Below are 12768 nucleotides of genomic sequence, written 5' to 3' on the forward strand. Positions count from 1 at the left end.
TTAATAATTCATGAAAAAAATATTCTATTTTACATTCTGCACCATTCTTTTGGCTGCTTGTGGCTCTAACAGTAAAAAAGGAGCTTGGGAAGCAAAAGACAAAGAAAAATACGTAAAAAACTGTGTAGATAAATACAGTAAAGATGATGCCATGAAAGCTGATGGTACAGATATGAATAAGCTTTGTGCTTGTATGGCAGGAAAGGCCGAAATAAACTATGAAAATCCAAGTGCTATAGACAAAACTGCTGAAGATAAAATTTTAGGTGAGTGCTTTATAATCAAATGAAGTTTTTAATTATAGACGATTTACATCCTTATTTGCTTGAGTCTTTTGAGCAAAACAACATACCTTTTTCATACCAACCTGATATTCAAAAAGATACTGTTTTTGAGACTATCCCAGAATATACAGGCATAATTGTAAGAAGCAAAATTCAAATTGATAGAGTTTTCATAGAAAAAGCCTCTCAGCTCCAAGTAGTTGGGAGAGCTGGCTCTGGTATGGATAATATTGATGTAGAAGAAGCTCTAAAACGAAATATCACACTCATCAATGCCCCTGAAGGCAACAGAGATGCTGTTGCAGAACATTGTATGGCTTTACTTTTGGGGATTCTCAATAAAATTCCCACTGCAAACGAAGAAGTACGTCAAAAAATTTGGCTCAGAGAAACCAATAGAGGCACAGAACTTAAAGGTAAAACTGTTGGCATTATTGGTTATGGCAATACAGGAAAAGAATTTGCTAAACGGCTAATGGGTTTTGATACAACTATCCTTGCTTACGATAGAAAGCCTTTTTATGGAAATAATTTTGCCAAAGAAAGCTCTTTAGAAGAAATTTGGGCTAAAGCAGATATTATTTCGTTTCATGTGTCTTTGGATGAAACAAGTCGAAAAATGTTTAACAAAGAATTTTTAGAGAAATTCCAAAAACCTATTTGGCTGATAAACTCCTCAAGAGGTGAAGTAGTTGATTTAGAAACTGTTTGCTCTGGTTTAAAAACTGGTAAAATTCTGGGTGCTGGTTTGGATGTTTTAGAAAATGAAAAGCTAAATACGCTAACCCAAGAGCAAGAAGCCATTTTTAACACCCTTATTTCTTTTCCCAATGTAATTTTAAGCCCTCATGTAGCAGGCTGGACAGTAGAATCTTACAAAAAAATAAGCGAAACGCTGGCTCATAAGATTATTCATCATCTCAAACAAGTAAATTAATCCAAAAAACAAATATAAGTTGATTGGATTAATAAAAATACTCTAAAAGCGTGGGTTTGACGCTCCAGCGAGGTGAGCGAAGACTTGTGCGTGGAAGCATTGGAGCGTCTTGATTTTTTTTATTCTTTTTGTATCAAGACAAAAAGAATATATATTCAAGTAAGTTAATAATGTCAAAAAAGTAGCATTTTCATCAAGATTAGCATAAATCAAAAACCTGTTTATCAAGCAATTAACAATAAAATCTTAAACTTACCGAAATTTTCTTTGGTAGTTACCTAAAACTAACACTACCTTTGCAAGAAATTTAACAGGGGTGCCTAACATAACAGGCTGAGATTATACCCTACGAACCTGATGCAGGTAATGCTGACGAAGGGAGTACAAGGTGAATACATCAAAGGTGGAGCTACCCCCTTGAAGCTCCGGTGTTTCATTCATAATTTAAAATACAACATGAAAAAACTAATTTTAAGTCTATTCATAGGCTTGCTGTTGCCATTGTATAGCATGGCACAAGAAACTTTTACTATTTCTGGGAGAATTGTGGACAAAAATGGAGAACCTATTATTGGTGCTACTATCTATTTAAAAGAAAATAAAAAGCTGGGGACTATTTCAGATGCAGATGGAGAATTTACTATAAACAATCTAAAAGATAGCTCTATTATTACAGTAAACTCTCCTACTTTTAAAGAAAAAGAGGTTATTATAAAAAAAAATCAGAAGTTTCTTGTAATCATCCTAACCTCAGATGAAGAAATAGGAGGGGTTGTAACTACTTATTGTGGAGTAGAGGTAATTGGTATTCCTTATATCACAGAACTGACCCGCTCAGAACTCTCAAAATCTGATATTGCCAAACAAAATTTAGGGCAGGATTTACCTTTCTTGCTTAATTTTACACCTTCTGTGGTGGTCAATTCTGATGCTGGGGCAGGTGTGGGTTATACGGGTATTCGTGTGAGAGGTTCAGACCAAACACGTATCAATACAACTATCAATGGTATTCCTCTCAATGATGCTGAATCTCAAGGAGTTTTTTGGGTAAATACACCCGATTTGGCTTCTTCGGCTCAAAATATTTCTTTGCAAAGAGGTGTCGGGACATCCACCAATGGGGCAGGAGCTTTTGGAGCAAGTCTCAATATCCAAACTTTTTCAAGACCACAAGAAAAGCCCTCGGCAGAAATCAATAATTCTTGGGGTTCTTTCAATACTTGGAAACACACCATACAAGCCTCTACTGGCTTGATGGATAATAAATTTGTGGTAGATGCAAGAGTTTCTAAAATTAAATCTGATGGTTTTATTGATAGAGCATCTTCAGATTTACAAGGAGTATACCTTTCAGGTGGATATTATGGTAAAAAAACAAACTTACGCCTTAATCTGATGCAAGGCAAAGAACGTACTTATCAGGCTTGGTTTGGGGTAAGAGAAGATATATTGAAAGAAAACAGAACTTACAATCCATATACTTATGATAATCAGGTTGATAACTACAATCAAAATCATTATCAGGGTATTTTAGACCATAGAATTAATGATAATCTGTCTGCAAATGTATCTGTGTTTTATGTTCGTGGATTTGGATATTATGAAGAATTTAAGGAAAAAGATGCCTTTTCTAAATATGGTTTACCTGATGTAACAATTGGAGATAGTACCATTTCAGAAAGTAATATCATCAGAAGACGTTGGTTGGATAACCATTATTATGGAACTGTGTATTCATTAAATTATGATAAAAACACATGGAATCTTATTTATGGTGGTGGTTGGAATAAATATGAAGGCAAACATTTTGGAGAAATCATTTGGTCTGAAATTGCTGTCAATCAGAATATTCGTCAGCGTTATTATGATAATGATGCTTTCAAAACAGATTTAAACCAGTTTGTAAAAATTTCTAAAGAATTTGTGCTTGAGAATGGGCAGATTTCTGCCTTTGGCGATTTACAATACAGAATGGTAGGGTATAATTTCTTAGGTTTTGACCAAAATTTGCAAAGCACCCAACAAAATGCGGAGTTTAATTTCTTTAACCCTAAAGCTGGCGTAGATTATTCTTTTGGAGGCAAGCAACACAGATTGTATGCTCTTTGGGGCATTGCTCATAGAGAGCCTAATAGAAATGATTTTGTGGAATCTACACCCATAAGTCGCCCCAAAGCAGAACGCTTGAATAATTTAGAATTAGGTTATCAAGTAACTCACAAAACAGCAAATTTCAAGGTAAATGGCTTTTTGATGCAATATCAGAATGAGCTAATTTTAACAGGCAAAGTGAATGATGTAGGAGCTTATATTCGTACCAACGTACCCAGTAGCAGACGTTTAGGAATTGAGTTAGAAGGAAATTGGGCTGTTTCTCAACATTTTACATGGCAAGCCAATGCTACTTTTAGCCAAAATAAAATTAATGAATTTACAGAATTTGTAGATGACTATGACAATGGAGGGCAAATCCAGAATACTTATAAAAACCCCGATTTGGCTTTTTCACCTCGTTTTATAGGAGCTAATCAATTTATTTTTAAACCTTTAGGAGATGAAAGCTTAGAATTAACATTTCTTTCTAAATATGTAGGAAAACAATATTTAGACAATACTCAAAATGAAGAAAGAAGTTTGCAAGCATTTTTTGTTAATGATGTTCGTCTATCTTATACTTACAAACCCACCAAAGGCTTAAAAGCTTTGCAAATTAGCCTTCTTGTGAATAATATTTTCAATGAAGAATATGAACCTAATGGATATACCTTTAGCTACTTTTTAAATGGTCAGAGAACTTGGGAAAATTACTATTATCCACAGGCTGGAACGAATTTCTTAGTTAATGTTGGCTTGAAATTTTAAGATTATTTTTCAACACAAAACTATTTTATAGGCAAGCAGATTTTTCTGCTTGCTTTTTTTATAGATTGTATTCAAAATATTAAACTATGAAAAATGAGCCTTTCTCTGTTACCAAACGCCTCAAAAGCTTTGTATATGCCTTTAATGGCTTCAAGGTTTTAATCAAAGAAGAACATAATGCTCGTATTCATTTGGTTACTACATTTTTGGCTGTTGGTTTAGGGGCATGGCTTGAAATTTCTTTATCTGAATGGATAGCCATTATTTTTGCAATTGGCTTTGTTTTTGCTATGGAGATAGTCAATTCGGCTATTGAAACCCTTGCTGATTTTGTTACAACAGAAAAACACGAAACAATCAAAAAAGCGAAAGATTTAGCAGCTTCTGCTGTACTGATGAGTGCTATTTGTGCGTTGATAATAGGATTGATTATCTTTATTCCAAAAATTTTAAAACTATGCTAAACGAACTCAATAAATCGAACAAACTTCAAGAAGTTATTTTTTTAGCCATGTTTAGCTTCTTTTGTTTAGGAATCTCTGTTTTCAGGTTTGTTTATACTGATACTAAGACTTTTTTGTTTCTTAATTGGAATTTATTCCTTTCGTTTGTTCCTTGGGCGTTAAGTAGCCTTCTGATTACTTATCCACATTTACAGAAAAACAAGTTTTTAACAATCATTGTTTTGGGTGCTTGGCTGTTGTTTTTTCCAAATGCTCCTTATATTCTTACTGATCTTTTTCATTTAAAACTAAAAACTTCTGTTCCCAAATGGTTCGATTTAATGCTTATTTTATCTTTTGCATGGACTGGGCTTTTATTTGGCATGTTAAGTCTTTCAGATATAGAACGTATTTTATCAAAAAAAATCAAACCATTTTGGGCTACGATTACTTGTGTAGCTATCTTATTTTTAGCAAGTTTTGGTGTGTATTTAGGTCGTTTCCTCAGATGGAACAGTTGGGATATTATCCAAAAGCCTTATGCCTTACTTTCTGATATAGCAGACAGATTTTTAAATCCTTTTGACCATCCTAAAACATGGGGAATCACGATTCTGATGGGAATATTTTTAAATATGGTTTATTGGTCTTTGAAATTGCTTCAAAAGAGAAATAACATCAAAATAACAACCTCACCTCTATAATTTTTTGTAAGCAATTTTGATAATTGAGCAATATTTACTAAATCAGTGAATAAAATGCAAATTTATGGCTCAACTATCACTCAACAATCGAATCAACTCTTTTTTATTACTTTTATTTCTTTCAATAGGAGCTATGTATATAGCTGGTAGTTTCCTTAAACCTCTCACATTTGCAGGTTTGGTGGCAATGTTACTTTTACCTGTGGCTCGCTTTTTGGAGAACAAAGCAAAATTCAAACGAATGCTCTCCAGTTTAGCTTGTGTTTTTCTATTTGCAGGTATTATTGCCGTATTGGTTTGGGCTTTTACTTTACAATTAGGCTCTTTTAGAAAAGATTTACCAAAGCTGAGAGTTCAGTTTTATGAGAAAATAGGTGTATTACAACACATTGTAGAAAATAAAACAGGTATGAATTCAGAAGAGCAAGCCGAACTTTTCAAAGAAAAATCAGCAGCCCTCATTCATTTAGCTGAAAGCTATGTTTCTACAGTTGCGGCAGCAACTAGCCATATTGCTCTCGATTTCACATTATTCTTTTTGTATTTATTGTTTTTTTTGTTGTATCGTGATAAAATCAAGGGATTTGTACTTTTATTATTAGGCAAGCCTCATGAAGAAGAAGGGAAAGTTGTGATGAGTAAGGTATCAAAAGTTACACAACAATATTTATTAGGCAAAATGATTGTGATGCTCATTGCTGCTGTACTAAATTCTATTGGTTTACTGATTGTGGGTGTAGAACATGCTATTTTCTTTGGTGTACTCGCTGCTGTTCTAGGCATTATTCCGTATGTAGGAACATTTATTGGTGTTTCTTTACCATTCATGATGGCTTTTGTCAGCTCTCCTACGCTTACACCTGCTCTTGCAGTAGTAGGTACACTATTTGGGATACATTTCTTGGAAAGTAATATCTTAATTCCTGCCATTATTGGTGAAAAAGTAAATTTGAATGCTTTAGTAGCTATTTTGGCTGTAATCTTGGGCGGACTCATTTGGGGAGTAGCAGGTATGGTGTTATTTTTGCCTTTTGCAGGTATTTTCAAAATCATTTGCGACCATACACCACAACTCAATGCGTTTGGGTATTTGCTTGGTAACGAAGATGATATAGAAAAACCCTTAGAAGATACTGTTCCTATAAAAAGCTGACGTTTAAAATAGATTGCTATGAAAATTTGTAATTGTTTGTTTTTGATTGTTTTATTTATCTCTCCTTTATTTTTAAAGGCTCAAAATATCATTATCCAAGTTAAAGTAATTGATAAAGATAAGCAGGGCATTCCAGGTGCTAGTGTTATAATAGTTAATAAAAAAGAAGGTACAGTAACTGATGCAGATGGCTTTTTTACTCTTCAAGTTTCGCCTGAGGATATTTTGCTCATAAATGCTGTAGATATACTTAACAAAAAAGTCCAAGTTTCTACGATTATAGATAAAAAAGATGGGGAAATTAGTCTAGAAGAAGATCCACAAGAAGTTTGTTATGTTATAACTACTGAAATTTATGTTCCAGAAAAAGACAAAATTAAAAACCTGACTTTTTGGGATAGAATTAAAGAAAAAATAAAACTATGAAAATATCAATTCCTGAACCATGTAATGAAGATTGGCAAAAAATGCTACCTCATGAGAAAGGTCGTTTTTGCCTGAATTGCCAGAAAACAGTTGTAGATTTTACAAATAAGAGTAATCAAGAAATTATTAATTACCTTAAAAATTATAAAAATGTTTGTGGCAGGCTCAACAATACTCAGTTAAATACGTATTTAAAACCAGAAAGAAATACAACTATTTCTAAGTGGCATACTTATTTGCTGAGTTTGATGGCTTTTGTAGGAATAGAACTTGCCCATGCTCAAGATATTAAAAAGCAAAACATTACCCTCAAAGGAAAAGTTGTTGATAAAGAAAAATCTCCTATTCCTGGTGTTAGTATTGTTTTGGATAATAATAAAAATATCGGAGCAGTAAGTGATGCAGATGGACTATTTTCTTTTGAGATTCCACAACAAGATTCTTTAAGTAAAATTGAGATAATAGGAGTTGGTTTCAGAGATACTTCTTTTGTGGTGAAAGCTATTCCTAATGATTGGATAGTAGAATTGATAAGTGATGAGGAAACAGTAGAAATTATTGTTACTGCTGGATTTGTTTGCATAGACCATTCAACATTTTGGCAAAAAATAAAAAAATGGTTTAGGAGAGAAAAACATGATTAAAGTCAAATAAAAGTTTTTAAAGAAAAATTATGATTTTTCTGAGAAGAATTATGATATTTGCACAAAAATATTTTCAGATTCAAAACAAGAAAATTTATGGCTAATCATTTGGAGGAAGGCAAGAAGTTCCTCGATACCGTGATGTACTACTACGACAAAGCAGCTAAGCATACAGGCTTACCCAAAGGATTACTTGAAAGAATACGTCACTGTAACAGTGTTTATAAAGTAACCTTTCCTGTAGAAATAGATGGGGAGATTCATAACATTGAAGGTATCCGTGTACAACACAGTATGCACAAACTACCAACCAAAGGAGGTATTCGTTACAGTCCAGAGGTATCCGAAGACGAGGTAAAAGCACTTGCAACTCTGATGACATTCAAATGTGCTGTTGTAAATGTTCCGTTTGGTGGTGCTAAAGGTGGTGTAAAAATTGACCCTCGTACAGTTTCTGAAAAAGTTTTAGAAAAAGTTACTCGCCGTTTTGCTACAGAACTTATCAAGAAAAACCTGATAGGTCCTGCTGTGGACGTTCCCGCACCCGATTATGGAACTGGTGGACGTGAAATGGGTTGGATTGCAGATACTTACATGACTTTCAAATTTGGTGATACGAATGCTCAAGGTTGTGTAACTGGTAAACCCATTGGCATTGGTGGTATTAGAGGACGTACAGAGGCTACTGGTTTAGGAGTATTTTATGGTCTTCGTGAGTTCTTTAATTTTGAAGATGATACTAAAAAGATTGGTTTAACTGTAGGCTTAAAAGGAAAAACTGTAATTGTTCAAGGTTTTGGTAATGTAGGCTATCATGCTGCCAAATTTTTACAAGAGGCGGGTGCAAAAGTGGTTGGTATTGCTGAATATGAAGGAGGAGTATATAATGCAGATGGTTTAGAGATTGAAAAACTGTTCAAACATCGTCAAGCCAATAAATCTATCTTAAATTTTGCTGGAGCAACCAATATTGAAAATTCTCTTTCTATGCTTGAAATGGAATGTGATATTTTAGTTCCTGCTGCTTTAGAAAACCAAATTACAGAAGCCAATGCTGATAGAATTAAAGCAAAAGTAATAGCTGAGGCTGCAAATGGACCTATCACCATGCAAGCAGAAGACATTCTTTTGAAGAAAGGTGTTGTAATTATTCCTGACCTTTATTTGAATGCAGGTGGGGTAACAGTATCTTATTTTGAGTGGCTTAAAAACCTTTCTAACGTTCGTTTTGGCAGAATGGGTAAGCGTGCAGAAGAAAAGAGTTATAGTAAAATTGTAGATACAATGGAAGCCCTTACTGGCAATAAACTTACATTTGAAGAACGTGCTTCAATTGTACAAGGTGCTGACGAAGAGGACATTGTACGTTCTGGCTTAGAAGATACCATGATTGGCTCTTACAGAGAAATTCGTGATGCTTTGGTTGAAAAGCCTGAGCTTGGAGATTTACGTACAGCAGCATTCTATATTTCTATCCGTAAGATTGCATTGAGCTATCAAATGTTGGGTATTTTCCCTTAGTAGGTTGTTTATACAATTTTTTAATACTAAAATTGCAGAAACTTGGATTCGAGTTTCTGCAATTTTGTTATAACCACTTAACTCATAGCATTTTGGGATTATTATTTTATAATTTATCTGTCAATATATACAGATGCCTCATTACTCTTGCAGCCTTTTTAGGAAACTCCAAAGCCAAAATTTGGATAAAAGGCAGACAAAATCTTTTTGAAAATCTTAAACAAAAAATCAAGACAGATACGCCTAAAGCATGGTTTCATTGTGCTTCATTAGGTGAGTTTGAGCAAGCAAGACCTGTTTTAGAAGGATTTAGGAAACAACACCCTCATTTTCAGATTATTCTTACTTTTTTTTCCCCTTCAGGTTACGAAATTCGTAAAAATTACGACCAAGCAGATGTTATTTGTTATTTACCACACGATTCTTCAAGTAATGCAAAGCAGTTTTTAGACATTATTAAACCCAATATAATACTTTGGACAAAATACGAATTTTGGTATCATTATTTGTCTCAAGCCTCTCAAAAGCAGATACCTATCATTTTATTTTCTGCTATTTTCAGGAAAAATCAGTTATTTTTTAAGTCTTATGGAGGTTTTCATAAGAAAATACTTTCTTTTTTTTCTCATATTTTTGTTCAAGAAAGCAGTTCTTTAGAATTATTGAAATCTATCAATATTCATCATTGTTCTATTGCCTCTGATACTCGTTTTGATAGAGTTTTTCAGATAGCTTCACAAACTCAAACACTCGAAAAAGTAGAACAGTTTAAAAATAATACTCCATTGCTCATTGTAGGGAGTATGTGGAGCGAAGATTGGGTTATATTAAAGACTTTTCTCAAAGATTTTCAAGAACCCTTAAAAGTTATCATTGCTCCACACGAAATACATGAAAAAGAAATTTTATCTATAAAAAATGAGCTCAAAGAGAATACTATTTTATTCTCAGAATTGAATCAGGCAGAAAGTCCTCAAAACTATAATAATCTTATAATTAACAACATTGGTTATTTATCTGCCTTGTATCGTTATGGAGATTTTGCTTTTGTAGGAGGAGGCTTTAAACAAGGATTGCACAATATTTTAGAACCTGCTACTTTTGGAATGCCTATTTTTTTTGGAAACAAAGCTTATCAGAAGTTTAGAGAAGCTCAAGACCTGATAGCAAAAGGAGGTGCTTTTAGTATTAATAATGCAGAAAATTTTAAACTTTTGTTTTCAAAGTTATATAAAGAAAAAAGTTTCTTTGAAAAAACAGCTCAAATATGCAAAGAATATGTGATACAAAATATTGGTGGAGCGGGAAAAGTATTAGAGGAGGTTGCTAAACTTTTATCAAAAAAATAATAACCATTATAACTTAGCATAAAGATAATATTCATACAATTTGGATTTTTGCTTTTTTTATTTATATTGCTAAATATCTAAAACAAAAAGCTATGGTAAATGTATACAAGTTTATTTTATTTTTAAGTTTATATATTATTGGTTTACAGGCATATAGTCAAGATACGTTACGCCCAAGTACTCACGAAATAGAAGTAGAAGAACTTTTAAAGCAGAAAAATACTTCAGATGATTTTGAGGATGTAAACATCATTACAACCAGCCGTACAGCTGAACAAAAATCAAGTAGAGCACCAGGAACAGTATTTGTTATTACTGCTGAACAGATTCAAAGAAGAGGATATACTTCTTTATCTGAACTTTTGTTAGATGTCCCCAATGTACGAGTAGATAATTTGGTTGACCCTCGTTGGAATAATAATATTATTATACGAGGCATTACTGGAACAAATGCCAATGCAAATGATAAATTTATTTTACTCATTGATGGTGTTCGGGCAAATTCCCCTACTAATGATATTATTCCTATTATAGAAAATTATCCTGTACATTTAGCAAAACAAGTTGAAATAGTATTTGGTCCTGCCTCAGCACTCTATGGAGCAGATGCTTTTGCTGGTGTAATTAATATTATTACAAAAACAGCTAGTGACATTAAAAAAAATGAAGCTAGTGGTATGATAGGAGCATATAATTATTATTTAGGAAATGTTTCTTTAGCAAAGAAAGCAACTGAGAAATTAAGCTATACGCTTTCTGCACAATACATGATAGATGCAATGCCTCAATTAAGTAAGTTTTATCAAGAAGAGTATAAAACTATGGAGAGTAATCTGGCTTCTGGTACTTTCAATACTGTTTTTGGACCTATTAAATCAAATGTTAATCCTATTTATAGTATTGATCCTCTACAAGGCTATGCTATTCATGGAAATGTTCGTTATAGCGATTTTTCATTTACACTTTTTAAAAATAAATCTGTAAACTCCTCTACACTTGCTGTAAACCCTGATAACACTGTACATAACAAAGGGAACTTTTTTGGACATAGCGTGACGATGGGTAATATTACTTACAATAAAACATTAGGTAAAATTCAGTTAAATAGCTTCTTGGTAGGCAGTTTATATAATCTAGATCCAGAGTCAAGTTTTAGAAACGTTTATACAGGTTTACAAACTGCTTATTTATTTTCTAAAGGACAAATGCTGAAAGGTGAACAAATTGTAACTTATACACTTAACAACAATATAAATTTTACCACAGGTTTTACTTACGAAAGTTTCTTTTCTAATCCTCGTGGGCATGATTTACAATCACCAATTTATAATAGAACTCAAAGACCTATTATTGTAGGTTCTATTCAACCAAATAATCCTAATGGTATACGAGCTGATATTCCTGAGTTGAGATATTCTAATGTGGGTGGTTTTATCCAATCTCAAATATCTCTTTTAGAAAAAATATATTTGACTTTAGGTGGCAGATACGATTATAGTAGTCGTTATGGAGGCTCATTTAATCCTAGAGCGGGTTTAGTGTACGAGATCAATAAAAACTTCAGTACCAAACTTTTATATGGATCTGCATTTTTAGCTCCTTCACCTTTAGCTGCATTTGATCAATTTGGTACATTTTTTAGCCCTGATAATGGTACAACTTATCAATCCTTCTTTTTCAGATTGCCTAATCCTAATTTAAAACCCCAAACCATTCAAACAATAGAAGGGGCTTTTGCTTTTAACAGTAAAAATTTCAGAGCGAATCTGAACGGATTTTATTCTCTAAGTAATGGATTATTTGATTATGGAGCAGATGCTACCAATGGAAATTTATACAATGGACAATATGAAGGTTGGCCTGTTGCATTTATAGAAGTAGCTATCAATAGAGGTAAACAAACTAATTATGGAGGAGCTTTACAATTAGAATATCGAGAGAGTTTTGGTAAGAACAATAAAATTATAAGCTATTTTTCAACAAGTTATGTAAATGGAAGTGTAAATAACATCAACAATAATGGTAATGAAGAAAAAATTGAATTACCTGCTATTTCACCTTTCATTTTTAAAGCTGGAGTGGAGATGGATTTGGGCAGAAGATTCAATTTTTCCTTAAGAGGAATATTTATCAATGAACAATTCTCATATGCACGAAGTCAAACAGATAATAACAAAAGACAAAGGTTACAAGGATATTCTCTTTTGAATCTACATGCAAATTACTTCGTAAATAACTATTGTACTTTATTTTTACAAGCTAGAAATCTTTTAGATCAAAGAAGTTATGCTGTAAATTTAGGTGCTTCTCCTCAAGCTAATTTGCAAGGAGCAGCAGCACAAGCAGAATTTGCAAATGGAGCACCTCAAAATCCAATACGCATTATGGGGGGATTTAATTTAAAGTTTTAAATATAATTTTTTTAAAATTGATATATTTAACAAA

10 protein-coding genes and 1 pseudogene are annotated in these 12768 nt (G+C 32.9%); all 11 read left to right on the forward strand.

What is annotated here, in order from left to right:
• Nucleotides 1-10: 10 nt before the first annotated feature.
• Nucleotides 11-289 (forward strand): hypothetical protein, encoded by a 279-nt coding sequence (locus AD998_00485; GenBank protein ID KOY84824.1) that lies wholly within the window; start codon nt 11-13, stop codon nt 287-289.
• Nucleotides 286-1221, forward strand: a complete 936-nt coding sequence (locus tag AD998_00490; protein ID KOY84825.1) for a hypothetical protein — start codon at nt 286-288, stop codon at nt 1219-1221. Before AD998_00485 ends, AD998_00490 begins: the two co-directional genes overlap by 4 nt.
• Before the next feature lie 456 nt (nt 1222-1677).
• Complete coding sequence (locus AD998_00495; protein ID KOY84826.1) at nt 1678-4083, forward strand: hypothetical protein; 2406 nt, start codon at nt 1678-1680, stop codon at nt 4081-4083.
• Nucleotides 4084-4169: 86 nt separating this feature from the next.
• Nucleotides 4170-4547: a diacylglycerol kinase gene (locus AD998_00500; protein KOY84827.1), complete on the forward strand. Its 378-nt coding sequence runs from the start codon at nt 4170-4172 to the stop codon at nt 4545-4547.
• Nucleotides 4541-5230 (forward strand): hypothetical protein, encoded by a 690-nt coding sequence (locus tag AD998_00505; GenBank protein ID KOY84828.1) that lies wholly within the window; start codon nt 4541-4543, stop codon nt 5228-5230. The genes AD998_00500 and AD998_00505 overlap by 7 nt, the downstream gene beginning before the upstream one ends.
• Nucleotides 5231-5294: 64 nt before the next feature.
• Nucleotides 5295-6383, forward strand: coding sequence for a hypothetical protein (locus tag AD998_00510; GenBank protein ID KOY84829.1), 1089 nt, complete (start codon nt 5295-5297; stop codon nt 6381-6383).
• Between the two features lie 18 nt (nt 6384-6401).
• Nucleotides 6402-6809, forward strand: a complete 408-nt coding sequence (locus AD998_00515) for a hypothetical protein (protein KOY84830.1) — start codon at nt 6402-6404, stop codon at nt 6807-6809.
• Nucleotides 6806-7096: pseudogene (locus AD998_00520) on the forward strand (hypothetical protein). The gene AD998_00515 and the pseudogene AD998_00520 overlap by 4 nt, the downstream one beginning before the upstream one ends.
• Nucleotides 7097-7549: 453 nt before the next feature.
• Nucleotides 7550-8974: a glutamate dehydrogenase gene (locus AD998_00525; protein ID KOY84831.1), complete on the forward strand. Its 1425-nt coding sequence runs from the start codon at nt 7550-7552 to the stop codon at nt 8972-8974.
• A gap of 92 nt (nt 8975-9066) precedes the next feature.
• Nucleotides 9067-10323: a hypothetical protein gene (locus tag AD998_00530; protein ID KOY84832.1), complete on the forward strand. Its 1257-nt coding sequence runs from the start codon at nt 9067-9069 to the stop codon at nt 10321-10323.
• A gap of 92 nt (nt 10324-10415) precedes the next feature.
• Nucleotides 10416-12734, forward strand: coding sequence for a hypothetical protein (locus AD998_00535; protein KOY84833.1), 2319 nt, complete (start codon nt 10416-10418; stop codon nt 12732-12734).
• Nucleotides 12735-12768: the final 34 nt, after the last annotated feature.

It is taken from the genome of bacterium 336/3 (assembly GCA_001281695.1).
In the GTDB taxonomy this organism is placed as follows: Bacteria; Bacteroidota; Bacteroidia; order Cytophagales; family Thermonemataceae; genus Raineya.

Bases quoted from the DNA above. Each gene is read 5' to 3' on its own strand.
- AD998_00535 (KOY84833.1), top strand. From the start codon at position 10,416: ATGGTAAATGTATACAAGTTTATTTTATTTTTAAGTTTATATATTATT.
- AD998_00495 (KOY84826.1), top strand. From the start codon at position 1,678: ATGAAAAAACTAATTTTAAGTCTATTCATAGGCTTGCTGTTGCCATTG.
- AD998_00525 (KOY84831.1), top strand. From the start codon at position 7,550: ATGGCTAATCATTTGGAGGAAGGCAAGAAGTTCCTCGATACCGTGATG.
- AD998_00485 (KOY84824.1), top strand. From the start codon at position 11: ATGAAAAAAATATTCTATTTTACATTCTGCACCATTCTTTTGGCTGCT.
- AD998_00510 (KOY84829.1), top strand. From the start codon at position 5,295: ATGGCTCAACTATCACTCAACAATCGAATCAACTCTTTTTTATTACTT.
- AD998_00505 (KOY84828.1), top strand. From the start codon at position 4,541: ATGCTAAACGAACTCAATAAATCGAACAAACTTCAAGAAGTTATTTTT.
- AD998_00490 (KOY84825.1), top strand. From the start codon at position 286: ATGAAGTTTTTAATTATAGACGATTTACATCCTTATTTGCTTGAGTCT.
- AD998_00515 (KOY84830.1), top strand. From the start codon at position 6,402: ATGAAAATTTGTAATTGTTTGTTTTTGATTGTTTTATTTATCTCTCCT.
- AD998_00500 (KOY84827.1), top strand. From the start codon at position 4,170: ATGAAAAATGAGCCTTTCTCTGTTACCAAACGCCTCAAAAGCTTTGTA.